The 15,922-nt window shown below is 53.9% G+C and carries 17 protein-coding genes; all 17 read right to left on the reverse strand.

The genetic code is table 11. The annotated features are described in order from the left end of the window. Position 1: 1 nt before the first annotated feature. Positions 2-1,441: a HAMP domain-containing sensor histidine kinase gene (locus tag J2Z70_RS05155; RefSeq protein ID WP_036727358.1), complete on the reverse strand. Its 1,440-nt coding sequence runs from the start codon at positions 1,439-1,441 to the stop codon at positions 2-4. Beyond that, a complete protein-coding gene (locus J2Z70_RS05160) occupies positions 1,442-2,158 on the reverse strand; it encodes a response regulator transcription factor (RefSeq protein WP_036727360.1) in 717 nt (238 codons plus the stop codon). A 78-nt stretch (positions 2,159-2,236) separates the two neighbouring features. After that, positions 2,237-3,499 carry a cytochrome c biogenesis protein CcsA gene (gene ccsA / locus J2Z70_RS05165; RefSeq protein WP_209870053.1) on the reverse strand — a complete coding sequence of 421 codons (1,263 nt, stop codon included), beginning with the start codon at positions 3,497-3,499 and terminating at the stop codon, positions 2,237-2,239. Continuing rightward, positions 3,496-5,184, reverse strand: coding sequence for a cytochrome c biogenesis protein ResB (gene resB / locus J2Z70_RS05170; RefSeq protein WP_245367981.1), 1,689 nt, complete (start codon positions 5,182-5,184; stop codon positions 3,496-3,498). Before resB ends, ccsA begins: the two co-directional genes overlap by 4 nt. Next, a complete protein-coding gene (gene resA / locus J2Z70_RS05175; protein WP_076079154.1) occupies positions 5,181-5,705 on the reverse strand; it encodes a thiol-disulfide oxidoreductase ResA in 525 nt (174 codons plus the stop codon). Before resA ends, resB begins: the two co-directional genes overlap by 4 nt. 112 nt (positions 5,706-5,817) lie before the next feature. Continuing rightward, positions 5,818-6,576 carry a pseudouridine synthase gene (locus J2Z70_RS05180; protein ID WP_036727368.1) on the reverse strand — a complete coding sequence of 253 codons (759 nt, stop codon included), beginning with the start codon at positions 6,574-6,576 and terminating at the stop codon, positions 5,818-5,820. A 20-nt stretch (positions 6,577-6,596) separates the two neighbouring features. After that, positions 6,597-6,941 carry a hypothetical protein gene (locus J2Z70_RS05185; RefSeq protein ID WP_036727370.1) on the reverse strand — a complete coding sequence of 115 codons (345 nt, stop codon included), beginning with the start codon at positions 6,939-6,941 and terminating at the stop codon, positions 6,597-6,599. Between the two features lie 743 nt (positions 6,942-7,684). After that, positions 7,685-8,218, reverse strand: coding sequence for a spore maturation protein (locus tag J2Z70_RS05190; protein ID WP_036727371.1), 534 nt, complete (start codon positions 8,216-8,218; stop codon positions 7,685-7,687). A gap of 6 nt (positions 8,219-8,224) precedes the next feature. Continuing rightward, a complete protein-coding gene (locus J2Z70_RS05195) occupies positions 8,225-8,896 on the reverse strand; it encodes a nucleoside recognition domain-containing protein (protein WP_209870056.1) in 672 nt (223 codons plus the stop codon). A gap of 49 nt (positions 8,897-8,945) precedes the next feature. Continuing rightward, on the reverse strand, positions 8,946-10,229 hold the full coding sequence (locus J2Z70_RS05200; RefSeq protein ID WP_245367982.1) for a D-alanyl-D-alanine carboxypeptidase family protein: 1,284 nt from the start codon (positions 10,227-10,229) through the stop codon (positions 8,946-8,948). Positions 10,230-10,395: 166 nt separating this feature from the next. Next, complete coding sequence (gene ytfJ / locus J2Z70_RS05205; RefSeq protein WP_036727374.1) at positions 10,396-10,890, reverse strand: GerW family sporulation protein; 495 nt, start codon at positions 10,888-10,890, stop codon at positions 10,396-10,398. An 80-nt stretch (positions 10,891-10,970) separates the two neighbouring features. Next, positions 10,971-11,669 carry a DUF2953 domain-containing protein gene (locus J2Z70_RS05210; RefSeq protein WP_209870063.1) on the reverse strand — a complete coding sequence of 233 codons (699 nt, stop codon included), beginning with the start codon at positions 11,667-11,669 and terminating at the stop codon, positions 10,971-10,973. Between the two features lie 273 nt (positions 11,670-11,942). Further along, on the reverse strand, positions 11,943-12,539 hold the full coding sequence (gene scpB, locus J2Z70_RS05215) for an SMC-Scp complex subunit ScpB (RefSeq protein ID WP_036727407.1): 597 nt from the start codon (positions 12,537-12,539) through the stop codon (positions 11,943-11,945). Then, complete coding sequence (locus J2Z70_RS05220; RefSeq protein WP_209870067.1) at positions 12,508-13,299, reverse strand: segregation and condensation protein A; 792 nt, start codon at positions 13,297-13,299, stop codon at positions 12,508-12,510. Before J2Z70_RS05220 ends, scpB begins: the two co-directional genes overlap by 32 nt. Positions 13,300-13,432: 133 nt before the next feature. After that, entirely contained in the window at positions 13,433-13,900 is a 468-nt protein-coding gene (gene ribH, locus J2Z70_RS05225) for a 6,7-dimethyl-8-ribityllumazine synthase (protein WP_209870069.1), read from the reverse strand. A 42-nt stretch (positions 13,901-13,942) separates the two neighbouring features. Further along, positions 13,943-15,196 (reverse strand): bifunctional 3,4-dihydroxy-2-butanone-4-phosphate synthase/GTP cyclohydrolase II, encoded by a 1,254-nt coding sequence (locus J2Z70_RS05230; RefSeq protein WP_209870071.1) that lies wholly within the window; start codon positions 15,194-15,196, stop codon positions 13,943-13,945. Between the two features lie 50 nt (positions 15,197-15,246). Next, a complete protein-coding gene (gene ribE / locus J2Z70_RS05235) occupies positions 15,247-15,915 on the reverse strand; it encodes a riboflavin synthase (protein WP_209870073.1) in 669 nt (222 codons plus the stop codon). Between the last annotated feature and the right edge of the window lie 7 nt (positions 15,916-15,922).

Raw genomic sequence — 15,922 nt, forward strand, 5'->3', positions numbered from 1 at the left:
TTTACTGTTTTTCGACAGGAAGCCGCAGGGTAAATGTGGTGCCTTCTCCCAGCTTGCTGGAGGCATAAATGCTGCCGTGATGCGATTCGACGATATTCTTCACAATAGCAAGACCAAGCCCGGTACCGCCCGTCTCCCCGCGCAGGCGCGCTTTATCCGCTTTGTAGAAGCGTTCGAAGATAAACGGCAGATCCTCGGGGTTAATGCCGGCCCCCTGGTCTCTGATCGCGATCTCTACCAGACTCCTGCCCTCCAGCACTACTGTGCCTGCCAGAATAGAGATTCTCCGGTCCGCCGGAGTGTGCCGGAAGGCATTATCCAGCAGATTGGTCAGCACCTGCTCCAGCTTGTCTTCATCGGCTGCGGCCAGCAGCAGTTCCTGTTCAGGCTTCTTAAGCTCCAGCATGATATCCCGCTCCTTGGCTCTGACGGAGAACTTGCGGTATACCCGCTCCAGCAATTCTCCCACATCCACCCTGGCCTTCAGCATATCCGTATGTCCTGCTTCCATGCGCGCCAGGTCCAGCAGATCCTTCACCAGACGGCCCATACGCAAGGATTCATCATGAATGACCTGAACCAGCTCACTGCTCTCCTCCGGAGAGGAAGCCATTCCGTCTAGCAGTGCTTCACTGTACCCCTGCATCATGGATAGCGGGGTGCGGATCTCATGGGATACATTGGCCACGAAATCACGCCGCATCTTCTCCAGACGTACCTCTTCGGTTACATCCCGCAGAACGGCAACAGCTCCGCGCAGATGATCTTCGGAATAGAGCGGTGCCATGTGCACCGACCATACCCCCTGCCGGACATGGACATTGGAGCGTTGATCGCCCCCGCCCTCAAGGGTGCTGAAGAACAGCGGACGCAGCGGCGGCGGCACCTCACTGGAAGCGGAGGCCTTCGGAAGTAAGCCGTTATCCTCTTCTTCCTCCCAGGCAAGATCACTCCAGGTTTCGAGGAGGGTCTGGCCATGCGGATTGGTGAGGATGATCCGGCCTTCGATATCGAAGGTGATTACCGCATCGCTCATGCTGCGCAGAACACTGGATAAATGCCCTTTTTCATTATTCAGACTGCGTATATTCTCTTCCAGCTCTTCCGCCATGTGGTTAAACGAGGTGGCGAGCTGGCCGATCTCATCGCTTGTGACCAGGGTCAGTCTTGTTCCATACTCGCCGCGGCGGATGTCATTCGCTGCCTCAATAACCTGCTGCATCGGCTGGGTGATCTTCGTGAACAGGAACAGTGCAAAGAAGGTGGTCAGAGAGAACCCGATCATGCATGTATACATGAACAAGCGCTTGATTGCCCCGGAATTGGTGAAATTACTGTCGATGTAAGGCAGCAGGAACAGCCCGAGTGTAATGAGCACGACAGCAACCAGAAAGATGATCGTGATCCACAGCTTACCGACAAGGCTTCTCCAGAAGTTCACTTATTTAGGCACCTCTAGCTTATAGCCTACTCCCCATACCGTTGTAATCATCGCTGCCGATTCCGGGGATACCTTATTCAGTTTTTCACGCAGACGCTTGACATGGGTATCCACGGTGCGCAGATCTCCGAAGAACTCATAATTCCATACATCCTTCAGCAGCTCCTCACGCGAGAACACCTTGTCCGGTGAGATGGCCAGATAATGCAGCAGCTCGTATTCCTTGGGCGTCAGACTTACCTCTTGGCCCCCTGCGCTTACGCGGTGTGCATCATGCTCAATAATCAGGAACGGGAACACGATATTGTTGCTTGAATTACTCTCTTTGGACAAAAATGCCGTTGCTGAAGAACGGCGCATGATCGCCTTGACCCGGTAGATCACCTCGCGCGGACTGAATGGCTTGACGACATAATCGTCTGCCCCCATCTCAAAGCCCTGCACCCGGTTAATCTCCTCACCCTTAGCGGTAAGCATCAGGACCGGTGTGGACTTCACCCCTCTTAGCCGGGTCAGCACTTCAATCCCGTCAATACCCGGCAGCATCACATCCAGCAGAATCAGACCGTAGTCATTGGCGGTTGCTTTGCGCAGGGCGATTTCCCCGTCCTCCGCCTCATCAATCTCGTAGCCTTCTTTTTCAAGATACATTTTGAGCAGGCGGCGGATACGTTCTTCGTCATCCACCACCAGAATTCTATTCAAGTGCTCAGCCATTTACACAACAACCCCTTCATCAATTACAGTAGAACGTCACCCTGGATCATACGCATGCCCGAAAGAAGCCTGAGCTTATCAGTCCGTTCCCGCATATGAATGAAGTCCGGCGATAACCAGGTTAACGCCGACCAGGGTAAACATTACGATTAGAAAGCCGAGTACAGCGAGCCAAGCGGATTTGCGTCCCTGCCAGCCGCGGGCCAGCCGCAAATGGAGATACGCACTGTAGAACAGCCAGGTGACGAGAGCCCAGACTTCCTTGGGGTCCCACCCCCAAAATCTGCCCCAAGCCACCTCGGCCCATATCATTGCAAAAATCAAAGCCCCCAGTGTGAAAATCGGAAACCCGATGGCGATTGCCCTGTAGGTAATCTCATCCAGGTCATTCTCGTCAATTCCATCAAGTACCGGATGAAGAGCCTTCCCTAGCGGCTTACGCACGGCCAGCCGAAGAAGCCCGTACAGGAGCAGTCCGGACAGCAGTGACCAGATCACAGTGTTGAACTTGCGCCCTGCATTGACGCCATTCATCCAGGATGGTGCTTGAAACAAAGGCTTCTGAAGCCCAAGAAACGGCTGGAAGCTCTCAATTTCGCTATGGTACGGTGCCACAATCGGCGGCATTTTATAACTCACTTTCTCTATTGTACTATCTTCCTGCCCGGGGCTGTCAATCGTAACGTTCGAACGGACAAAAACAGATTCATAGCCCGCACCGCGGAAGGCAAATACAGATCCAAGAAACCCAATTATAACAATGATCGAGAACAGAGTAAATTCGACCAGCCGCTGCTGCTTGCGGTCACTGCGTTCCTTGCTGTCAAACTTCACTGTCCGCAGCAGATACATAAGTCCGGCAGCAAAGCCTACCGCGAAGAAGGACTCGCCGAGCGCAGCAAGCGTGACATGAATATTCAGATAGATCGATTTGAGCGAAGGAATGAGCGGCTGCACTTCCTGCGGAAATACCGCTGCATAGGCCATCACCACAATGGAGATTGGCACCGCGAATACCCCAAGAATCATCTTGCGGTAAATGGCGAAGATCACCGTAAAAGCCACCATCACCATCATGGATAGGAAAGTCATGAACTCATACATGTTACTTACCGGAATATGACCGGCCCCCATCCAGCGGGTAATGAAGTAAGCCAGATGGCAGAGCAGCCCGAGTGAGGAGGTGATAAAAGCGATCCGGCCCCACCGTGCCGTATGCTCCTCCGGCTTCCTGCCTGACCACTTGCGGCCCATAATGGCAATGGTGAACAACATGAAGGCACCGCTGTACAAGAAAAATGCGGCTATAAAGACGTCACTGCTGAAATCGAGCAAGCTCATGCCATGCCTCCTCCGTTGTCCAATGATTTGTCATCGACTGTCATGTCTACCTGCTCCAGAATAGAAACGAGCTCACGGCGGAAGCCGAACCAGTTCTTGTTCGTATGGCCTCCAAGCACCAGCTGTCCGCCCTCAACGATCAGCCAGATGCGTCTGTGCTGCCAATAGAAGCCGAGAATCAGCCCCAGCATGACAATAGCCGCCCCAATCCAGACGAACGGCATCGCCCGGTCCACACGTATATTGAGATAGGTGGTGGATTCCGAGAAATCCACATCCGTCATACTGCCCACCTCAAGCTCCAGAAACCGGGTGCCGCCTCCAAGCTTGTCGTTGATGGCCTCCTGCTGGAAGCGCTCCTTGTCCACCTGCTTCGGGAAATAGAAATATTGCTGCCCCTCTGCCGGCAGATCCGGACCACGGATCAGGAAGAGAAACGCCGGAGCGTTCGGATAAGGGGAGGTGGAGACCGGACGGCCTTCCTCATTCAATCCGAAATCCATATACTTCTCCTTCAGTTCAAGCGTGTAAGGTCCGGCCTTGAAGCTGCGCTGCGGATTCTTCATATCCAGTCTGAACTTGCCGTAGCTCTCGCCGGTTGAAGCATTGACCAGATCAGGCTGCACGGAACGCAGCACAGGCGTAAGGTCATAGTCGAACTGATACGCTTTCATTCCTTGGTAGCTTAGCGGAGAATTCACCTGAATGTCGTGCCTGGCCACTTCCGCAAGCTGAGGCTCCTTGGAGGGATCGCTGCAGTCTGCCGTACATTCATATAGAACCGCCTTCGTCTCATAGAGCTTAGGGAGAACCTTCTTGCCCCGGAATTCCTCGGGCATCTCTTCTTCACTATAGAATTCTACCGTGAATTTCTCGTTCTTCAGGTACATGCTGGTGTCCGGTATCTTTACTGTCTCTCCCTGCGGGAAGGCAAGATGCTGATCCATATTCAGACCGGGAAGTCCCCTGGCAAGCACAGCAAGCAAAAATATAATCAGGCCGATATGTATTACATAAGGTCCCCAGCGGCTGAAACGGTGTTTCTCGGCCAGTAAAGCGCCGCCCTCCGTCCGCACGCGGTATCCTTTCTTCTTAAGCGGCTGAACGATCCGTGCCACCCATTCCTCCGGCTCTCCCTCCACCTCTGTATTCAGCGTAAGCTTTTGACGGGTAAGGAACTGGCGGTGCTTGCGGATCTTCTGCCGGGTTAGTGCCTTGTAGAGCGGAAGCACGCGGTCCAGGCTGCAGATGACCAGAGAAGCTCCGATCATAACCAGCAGTGTCACGAACCACCAGGATTCATAGGTATGCGAAAGGCCGAGTCTATAATATATATTCCCGGCTGTTCCATACGTTTGTTCATAATAGGTTGAAGCGTCAATATTCAGAAAGGTGCTTTCTTGCGGAAATATCGTACCGAGCATCGCACCCAGCAGCGTCAGCACAATCAGGTAGATGGCTATTTTGACGGAGGAAAAAAAGTTCCAGACCTTGTCGATCACTCCCGGGCTTACCCGCTGTGAACGGCGGGCCACCCCATCGTAGCGCATCTCCAGGTTCCCCGAAGCGTTCTCTTCCTTCTCATCCAGCGGCTTGCCGCAGGCTTCACAGAGAACCGTTCCTACAGGATTCTGGTGACCACATTCGCATTTGGTGTTGCTGATCAGCGGCTCATGCTTACTCATGGTCCCACCAGCTTCCCGATTTGCTCGTCAAGCGAGTTCAGATCCAACTGGCCGATATGAATGCTGTCCACCCTGCCCTTCGTATTAATGAAGAAGGTAGTGGGCAGCGGGGAGACCCCGTAGCTGCGGACCGCGTCGCGTCCCTTATCCATCACAACCGGAAAATCAATATCCACGAGCTTCACGAAATTGTCCACCGTCATCTGATCCTCGCCCACATTCACGCCCAACACCACGACACCCTGGTCCTTCCATTTCTCCCACTGTGCCTGGAGGGCAGGCATTTCCTTCACGCATGGTGCGCACCAGGAGCCCCAGAAGTTCAGGACAACCGACTTCCCTCTGAATTCCTCCAGCGTATGGGTCGCACCGTCCAGCCCAAGCAATTCAAAATTTGGCGCTTTCCCGCCTTCTTGAGGCTTGCCGTCTCCCCCGAACACAGAGGAGCTGATGGCATAACCCCCAAGCAGAACGATTAGAAATAGTATCACGATTTGGATTGGCTTCCTGGCTTTGCCCATACAGGGGTACCCCCTTCTGTGACGCAACTCATTACTTTAGTTGTAAGGTGTGAACATCCTATGAACATTATAACGAATATTGTCACAGTTTTAGGAGGGGAAATTGTGAACTTTATGTGTCTTTGCGTGTCTGATTATCCCGAAGCATTCCCGCTTTGGCAATTTGCTGCAGATGATTGATCTCATCCTTGGTCAAATGGCGGTAAGAGCCGCGCTTGAGATTCTGGAGCAGGATATCCCCGAAGGAAATCCGCTTCAGACGGATAACCGGATGCGACACGGCCTCGAACATCCGCCGGACCTGGCGGTTGCGGCCTTCATGGATGGTGATGCTGATTACCGCTTCTTTATTGGCTTCATCAATATCCTTGTATTCGACTTCCGCTGGAGCGGTCATGCCATCTTCCAGCTTAATGCCGGCTTTCAGCTTGTCCAGCGCTGTGCCATGCGGCACACCCTTGACCGTAGCCAGATACGTCTTCGGCACATGATGCTTCGGATGCGTGAGCAGGTTGGCAAACTCACCGTCATTCGTCAGCAGCAGCAGCCCTTCCGTATCGTAGTCCAAGCGGCCTACAGGGTATACGCGCTCTGTGATTCCTTTCAGGTAATCTGTTACTACCTTGCGGCCCTTGTCATCCGAGGCGCTTGTAATTACACCTTTGGGCTTGTTGAACATAATATAGATTTTATTCTCGCCCCGGATCAGTCTGCCCGAGACTTTAATAATATCGGTTGCGGGGTCCGCCTTCGTGCCAAGCGTAGTTACGAGTTCCCCGTTGACTTCCACTTTACCGGCCAAAATCATTTCTTCACATTTGCGTCTGGACGCAACACCTGCTTGCGCCAATATTTTCTGTAATCTTTCCATTTTCGACTACTCACCTCAGGTTAATGATAACCATCAGAGGCATAAATCACAAGATCATTCCACGGAAAAAATGCGCCGGGGCAAGTTTCACTATGCGGCTCCACCGTAAGCGGCGACATTTCATAGCGCCCGGACAGCTCCAGTATCAGCTTCCCCGCCGCAAACAGCTGCTGCTGGCGCTCCGGAAGCTGTGGCAGCTGCTCCGCTTCCCCATAGTTGCCCTCGAGGCAAATATGAATATGCTCCGGGTCTGTCAGCAGCGGCGCCGCATAGACCGAGCCGTTCAGCCCGACCCAGAAGTCGAAGCCTTTGCCGTTAATAGACGGACAGCGGGAATGATGCAGTATAAAGCCTTTGTAGTCCACCCTTTGTCGTCCTCCCTCCGTATTGCTGAAATAGCATATGAAGTGGGGGGGCGGGCGGTGAGGACTGTTTGTTAATTAAAATTTGTTAATTAAAAGCGTTGACTAATCGTAACTCCAAGGAATGTTTGGACTTCCGGCCGCTGTTAAAGTTGGATTTCTTTGATTAGACTGCCCTGCGGCAGTAGAAATCCAACTTTAAAGGCGGACGCTAGCGCTCCTACAGTTCCAAAATTCCTCTCCGTTACTCCATCAACGCACGGGGGCAAACCTAATAACAAACAGTCCTCACCTCCCGCGAGGGGGTGAGGACTGTAGGGAAGCGGCAAGCGGCTGCGGGGCAGCGCTTGGGGACCACCACACCACCACCACCGGCTGCGGGGCAGTGCTTGGGACCTTCAACCTTCTGGGACCCGCCTTGGGTTCTGGGGGTCTGCCTGGAATAATCAGGTGCATTAATACCCTTCATTCGCTCATCTGGCCGACTTTTGTTGGAATCTCCTGAAGGCAAACAATTGGAAAAACGTATCGTAATTTATGAGTTTCGGGGAAATTGTCTGAAGCAAGTGGAAAAAGGGCATTTAATTTGTTTAATTTCACTACTTTGGCGAGAATATGTTTAATTAAGCAGCATTTTTCCAACTGTTGTCTCCATGATGCTTATTCGTCTAGCAGCAGGTGGAGGAAATCCACCTATCCACCCACCCATCCATCCACTTATCCATCTACCTTCTGCTCCTGCCCCGCTACCCGAACACCAGCAGACAAACGGCAATCGCCGCAATAAAGCCGACGACGTCCGAGAAAAGGCCCACCTTCAAGGCATAGCGGCCGTTACGGATGCCAACAGCGCCGAAATAGACAGTCAGCACATACAGAGTGGTGTCCGTGCTGCCCTGTATAGTAGAAGCGATCATACCGATGAGAGAGTCCGGGCCGTGGACGCGGATCAGGTCTGTAGTATAGGCGAGTGATCCAGTGCCCGTCAGCGGGCGCAGGAGACCGAGTGGAAGCACCTCTGACGGAATACCCAGTCCCTCCATCAGAGGGCTTACAAAGCCCATCAGGAAGTCCAGCGCACCGGACGCGCGGAACACACTGATCGCCACCAGCATGCCGACCAGATGGGGGATAATGGCAATGGCGGTACCGAAGCCGTCCTTCGCCCCCTCCACGAAAGATTCATAGACCGGAACCTTGCGCGTGAAGGCATACAGCGGAATAAAGGTAACCATGACCGGAATCGCCCAGGCAGAGATCAGACTGATCAGTTGTAACACGGACGGTCACCCTTTCACCGAAGAATGTGGGAGCGCCCCGCTCCCGTTTGCCGGGCCGGTACCGGCGTTCAGGACCGGCGGCGGTCCGGGCGGCCTGCGGAGCAGGGTGAGGCGGCGGAACAGCCTGTCCGCAGCAATCGCCGCCAGGGTAGCCACTGCCGTCGCCGCCAGGGTGGTCCCGACGATGGCCGCCGGGTCCGCCGATCCGTAATTCAGCCGGATCGCGATCAGAGTCGCCGGAATTAGAGTGATGCTGGCAGTGTTCAGCGCAAGCAGCGTACACATGGCCGGCGTTGCGGTCTCCTTATCCGGGTTCAGCGTCTGCAGCTCCTGCATCGCCTTGATGCCCATCGGAGTGGCAGCATTCCCCAGCCCCAGTAGGTTGGCGCTCATATTGGAGAGAATGTAGCCGATCGCGGGATGCCCTTTGGGCACATCCGGGAACAGAAAGGAGACTATCGGACCCAGCACTTTGGAGATTTTCTTCAGCAGGTCGGCATCCTCCGCAATCCGCATAATGCCCAGCCAGAACACCAGCACACTGATCAGTCCGAAGCTGACGGTCACCCCGCTCTTCGCGCCATCGAATACGGCGGCGGTGAACTCGTTCATCCGTCCGTTAACTGCCGCAAAGCCAAATCCGATCAGGATCATTCCGAGCCAGATTCCATTTAACATACCTACCCCTCCCCCGGTTCATTCTGAATACTGTTTGTCTATCTACCCGTTATTCCCCCGTGCGGAACAACGCACGCAGCGCACTGCCGAAGGCCTGCAGCCAGTTGCCCGCCGGATAGGCGGAGGCGCTCGCAGCGTTATATTTTTTCTCATACGGTGAGGTCTCCGGCGGGAGCTGGCCAGGCGTGTACACCGGTACCCGCCCAATCTCCTTATCTCCCAGCTGCAAAATAATCACACCCCTGAGCCCGAAGTTAACATCGCCCTCACTCCCGTTGGTATTCGCGCTGGCCCTGCCCGCACCTGCACTTACACTGGAGCCTGCAGCTGTACTCCCCGTACCCGCAGCATTGCCACCCGCAGAGGCCTGCGGATCTGGACTAAGCACCAGCTTGTTGACGAGCCTTGCTTCCTCCCCCTGACCAAGCGGATATGCGAAGGCCTTGCCGGTCACCAGACTGTAGCCTTTGACGGCCTCGCCCCGACCGACCAGCGTCTTCAGCGGGTAGTGGTTGAAGCCGAAGTCCAGCAGTGAGGCATGGTCGTTCCAGTCATTGCCGTCGTTCAGCGTAACCGCCACGAGCTGCTGCCCGTCCCTTGTAGCGGAGCTAACCAGGCAGCGCAGCGCTTTTTTGGTATACCCCGTCTTCACCCCGTCCGCTCCTTCGTAGAGGCGCAGCATCTTATTCTTGTTGCTCCATTTATAGTCCCATTTCTCGTAGGGATTGTCCGCCGTCTTCTCTTTGGTGGCTACGATCTCCTTGAATACCGGGTTATGCATCGCATATGCGGTCAATACGGCCAGATCATTCGCGCTGGAAAAGTGGCCTTCTGCATCTAATCCATGCGGATTGGCAAAATGCGTATTTTTTAAATTCAGCTCCTGCGCCTTGGCGTTCATCAGGTAGACGAACCCCTGCTCCGAACCGCCGACATGCTCGGCAATTGCCGTTGCCGCATCATTGCCGGAGCGCAGCATCAGCCCGTACAGCATATCCTTCAGCGTCATCTCCTCGCCCAGCTTCAGGTACAGGGAGGAGCCCTCCTTGGCAAAAGCATTTTTGCCGACCTTGACCTTCGACGTTATGTCGCCGTTCTCTATCGCCACAAGGGCGGTCATAATTTTGGTCAGACTGGCAATCAGCATCGGCTCATCTCCGCGGCTGCTATACAGAATTCTTCCGGATGTCACATCAATCAGCGCCGCCGCCCTCGCATGCGTGGAGATCGAAAGGTTCTCCGCCCGGACAGCAGACAGCGGCACCAGCGCAAGCAGCAGCACACACAACAGTAAGGACAGCGTAGATTTTCGGGTTAGTGTCTTCATGTTCATCCTCCGGCTTCTTATCCGTTCCTTACGCAACGGTTCATCAGTCTTGCCTGGTTGTACAAGTGTATGCGGGGCATGGGGCAGGTATGTCCTATCCTCCAGCATCCGGCAAAAAAGGGATACCACCCGCTAAGGTGATATCCCTGCTAATTTGTCATTTCCCTGTATCCTAATGTGTTGACGAATGGTCAGACGAGCCGGTCCCGGTCTCCACAACGGTTTTGGTTACCTTGGAACCGGGAATATCTGAAGCTTCGGGAACCATGCCGGGCTGGAACATATTCTGAATTTTGTCGAGCAGGTTAGGCGTGGCATCAATAATTTTCTCGAACAGATGGGTCTGATTATCCAGCGGCACAATATGTACCCCTTCTCTGCCAACGACCAGAAAAGCGATTGGACGAATAGACACGCCGCCCCCGCTGCCGCCCCCGAAGGGTAGCATTTTGACACCGGACCCGCTGCTGTTCACGCCCGGACCATCATCCTCCACCCTGAAATCACTACCGCCGGCTGCGAAGCCGAACGTCACCTTGCTAATCGGCAGAATGACGGTGCCATCGGGCGTTTCAACCGGATCTCCTACAATTGTATTTACATCAACCATGCCTTTAATATTTTCCATTGCGGTCTGCATGAGACCTTGAATCGGATGATCTGACATTGTTTGTCTCCTCCTCGTGTGTATATAAATGTACCTGCAGTATTTATCTTGCCCACTATAGATTGGAGTATGTAGATTATTTAGGAACGTTCACGGCTGAGCAATCTCTTCCACCGGCCCAGACCGCCTTCCACCTTCGACACACGCCGCAGCAGGAGAAGCCCCGCATAGAGCGCATATCCGGCGGACAGCTTGCCGCTACAGACGGCTTCCGTTGCAAAAGACGGCTGATCCCGGAAGACAGGTGCCACAAATATTCCCGGCTTATGCACCAGTCTGACCATGCGGGAGAGTACGCGAATCATCGTCCACTTCAGTCCCCATAAGGCCCCCACCGCCGTGGCAGTCGTTGCAGCCTCCCCAAGAGAGAAGTCCGTGGACCAGTCCAGCTTGGTGATCTGAATATGTGACAGGGTATCTTTAAGCCATTTTTTCAGACCGCGGGTGGCATGTAACGCAGTGCGTATATCCTTTAGCCATTGCGTCACAGATTCTTTATCGACCTGCCCTTCCTTCTCGCTATCCAGCTTCACCGGTGCGATTCCGCTTGTCTCCACCTTGAGCTTAATTCCCTGTTCAAGGCTCTGGAAGACCAGCGCAGGCACCTCATAATGAAATTTAACGAGACCATATACAGCTTTGATGTCGAATTCGATGCGGTCATCCTTACCCAGCCTGCGGACACGAAAGTGAAAATGAATCGATGACGCCAGAACCAGCAGGAACAGCAGAACTACGAGCAGCAGCAGGATTAAGGGTATTGCCAGCCATAACGTCACACGGTTAACCTCCAAGCAGACTTTAGAATAATAAACATGGAGCCTCTGGATTAGTATGGCAATTACGGCTGGATAACATTCGGTGATTTCGCAAACTTCTCCATTTTTCACAAGTGGAAACGGATTTGCCGTCCTTTTAAAGGACGGTACCGTTTCAGCGAGAAATAGAAGGATACTTTATCATGTGCAAATATAAAGTCTTATATTTTGAAAAAATGCCGCTGTCCCCGAAGGGACAACGGCATCTCAAGAACAGCGGCGGGTCCGCTGCGGTTATTCTACTTCATCGAAGGTCATCTGGCTGTCCAGCTTGCTGAACAGCAGCTGGGTCTCCTCTTCCAGGCCCTCGGAGGTATCGAAGCTTGACGGCTCCGGCAGCTCCTTCAGGCTGGCCAGCCCGAAGCTGTCCAGGAAGGACTTGGTCGTGCCATACAGAATCGGACGCCCGACAGCCTCCGCCCGGCCCACCTCGTGGATCAGATCCTTGTTGCCCAGCGTGTGGATGGCCCGTTCGGATTTGACGCCCCGGATCTCCTCAATCTCCACTCTCGTGATCGGCTGGCGGTAAGCCACAATGGCAAGTGTCTCCAGCGCCGCCTGGGACAGGGACGACCTGGAGGGCGAATACGCCAGACGTTCGAAATACTGCGCATGCTCCGGGAGTGTCGCCAGCCGGTAATTCCCGGCAATCTGGACCACCTGAAGGCCACGGCTCTGCGAGTGGTAATCCTCTCTTAAGTCATCCAGCGCTCTTGTAGCCAGATCAGGCCGCTGCTCGGTAATCTCGGCAATCTGCCGGACCGACAGGCCTTCATCCCCTGAGAGAAACAGCAGGCCTTCAATAATTGATTTCAGCGTGTTGTAGTCCACTGACATCCTCTCCTCCTCTCCACTCCATCACAATATCCTCAAATAATTTCTCCTGGTAGCAGTAAATGGCCTTCATCTTCATCAGCTCCAGGATGGCCAGGAAGGTGGTCACAATCTCATGCCGGTCCATCTCCTCATGCAGCAGGGAAGAGAAGCGCATTCTGCCGCCGATCCCTTTGCGCTGAAGCGCTTCGGATACATCACTGATACGGTCTTTTACCGAGATCTCATCCCGGGTAATCCGCTGGTACGAGGTGCGCCGGGCAGCCTTGCTTAGCGCCTTGCGGAACGCAGCGATCAGATCGGCGGTATGCAGACCCTTCAGTGTATTGTCCGTCTGCGCAGGAACGAAGGGGCCCAGATCCTCAGGCTCTTTCGTAAAAATCAGGCTGCGCTCGCTCTCCATATCCAGCAGCTGCACCGCGATGCTCTTGAACTTACGGTATTCAATCAGGCGCTGCACCAGCTCCGCGCGCGGATCATAGCCGTCATCCTCATAATAATCGAAATCCTCGATTTCAATGACGGGCGGCTTCGGCAGCAGCATTTTGCTCTTAATCGACAGGAGAGTGGCCGCCATCACCAGAAATTCACTGGTGATATCCAGCTCCAGCTCCTTCATTCCCTGTAGGAATTCCATATACTGCTCGGTGATCTCGCTGACCGGAATGTCCTGGATGTCGATTTCCGCCTTGTCAATCAGATGCAAGAGCAGATCGAGCGGACCTTCGAACGTCTCCAGCTTGTACAATACAGTCACGCGGTTTCCTCCAGCCCAAAAAAAGTAAAGTGCAGCGCCGCAAGGACGCTACACAAGTAGAAAGATCTATTTTCATGCTTTCTTCTCATACCTATAAATAAGCACGATTTACGCTCTTTCGTCAAGAGGTGTATTATTTGAACATCTTATTCAGGTTAGCCATTTCGATCGCGGCAGTCGCTGCATCCCAGCCTTTATTGCCGGCCTTGGTTCCTGAGCGCTCAATAGCCTGTTCAATATTCTCCGTCGTAACCACACCGAAAATAGTCGGAACACCCGTCTTAAGATTAATCGCCGCCACACCTTTGGCCACCTCGTTGCACACATAATCATAGTGTGTTGTAGATCCGCGAATGACTGTACCCAGCGTGATAACGGCGTCATATTTGCCGCTTTCGGCCATTTTTTGGGCAATCAGCGGAATTTCGAATACGCCCGGTACCCAGGCCACATCCACTTCATCATCGGCAACCCCATGGCGCTTGAAGGCATCGAGTGCCCCGGAGAGCAGCTTGCTGGTAATGAACTCATTGAAACGTCCTACGACAACCCCATATTTCAAGCCCTCAGATACTAAATGTCCTTCAAAATAATTCGGCATACTACTCATCAACCCTTCGTGTATAGGATAGGTAATCTATGATTAAATTTTGGTATTCTCATTCTGTTCGATCTTGTCAAAATTCAGCAGATGCCCAAGCTTCGCCTGCTTCGTATGAAGATAATTGGTATTGTCCTTGTTCTCCGGCATCTGGATCGCTACGCGCTCCACCACCTCAAGGCCATAGCCTTCCAGCCCCTTGATCTTGCGCGGGTTGTTGGTCAGCAGCCGGATCTGGCGGATGCCAAGATCCTTAAGAATCTGTGCCCCGATGCCATAATCCCGCAGATCCGCCGCGAAGCCCAGCTTCAGGTTGGCATCCACAGTATCCAGCCCTTCTTCCTGCAGCTTGTAGGCGCGCAGCTTGTTGATCAGGCCAATGCCCCGGCCCTCCTGGCGCATATAGAGGAGTACACCTCTGCCGGCTTCTTCAATCTGGCGCAGCGCCGCTTCGAACTGCGGACCGCAGTCACAGCGGTGCGAATGGAACACATCGCCGGTCAGGCACTCGGAATGCACACGTACGAGTACCGGCTCATCCCCGGAGATATCGCCTTTAACCAGGGCAACGTGCTCCTTGTCGTCCACCTCATTCGTATAGGCAATGGTCTGGAAATCACCGAAATCCGTCGGCAGATTCACTGCTACCTCACGGGTAACCAGATGCTCCTTCTCGTTACGGTAGTGAATGAGGTCCTTGATGCTGATCAGCTTAAGGTCATGCTTCTTAGCGATCTCAATCAGGTCAGGCAGGCGGGCCATCGTACCGTCCACCTTCACCACTTCACAGATGACACCTGCCGGATAAGCCCCGCACATGCGGGCCAGATCAACAGCAGCCTCCGTGTGCCCGGAACGCCGCAGGACTCCGCCTTTTTTGGCGATCAGCGGGAACATATGCCCCGGTCTGCGGAAGTCGGCCGGCTTCGCCTTCGGGTCTAGCATGGCCTTAATCGTCTGGGAGCGTTCACCGGCCGAGATGCCGGTAGTCGTATCCGCGTAGTCAATAGATACCGTGAACGCCGTACCATGATTATCGGTATTCTGGGACACCATCGGATGCAGGTCCAGCTCCTCTGCACGCTCTGCCGTAATCGGTACGCAGACCAGGCCGCGTCCTTCAGTAATCATGAAGTTAATCACTTCCGGGGTAGCCCGTTCCGCCAGAGCGACGAAGTCTCCTTCATTCTCACGGTCTTCATCATCTACAACGATAACGACCTTACCGCGCATTAAGTCGTAGATCGCATCTTCAATCGGGTCTAGAACACTGTCCTTATCAGCTTGCTGGCTCATATTTCCGTCCTCCTAATGGCTATACGCTTGCCGTATGCCTGATCTATAGATTATACGAACCCGTTGGCCGCCAAAAAATCATGGCTGATCTTCGAGCTTCCCCCATCATCTTCATTGCTTGCACGCGAACCGTAATGGAGCAGATGGTCCACGTATTTACCGAGCACATCACATTCGATATTCACCCGGTCTCCTGCCCGCTTGTGGGCCAGCACCGTCTCTCCCAGCGTGTGCGGGATAATCGACACGTTGAAGGTTGCGGCTTCCGTCCTCACAACCGTAAGGCTGATGCCGTCTATCGTAATGGAGCCTTTGGGAATGATGAATTTGAACAGGGATTTGCGGTCCGGGGCAATCTCGAACACCACTGCATTCTGATCGCGCCTGACGCTGCGGATCTCAGCGGTTCCATCCACATGCCCCTGGACAATATGCCCTCCGAAGCGTCCGCCGGCAGCCATGGCACGTTCCAGATTCATTTTGGACCCGGTGCGCAGCTCCTTGAGTGTACTGTTGCGGTAAGTCTCGGGCATGACGTCAACGGTGAAATGATGGTCCCCGAGTGAGGTTGCCGTGAGACAGACTCCATTGACCGCCACACTGTCGCCGATCTTGAGATCTCCCATGATAAGCGAGGCGCCGATATTCAGCACCATCATCTCCCCGCCGCTGGTGACGCTGCGCAGAACTCCCACCTCTTCAATTAAGCCGGTAAACATACCATCC

This window comes from Paenibacillus silagei (assembly GCF_017874735.1).
GTDB lineage: Bacteria > Bacillota > Bacilli > Paenibacillales > Paenibacillaceae > Paenibacillus_AQ > Paenibacillus_AQ silagei.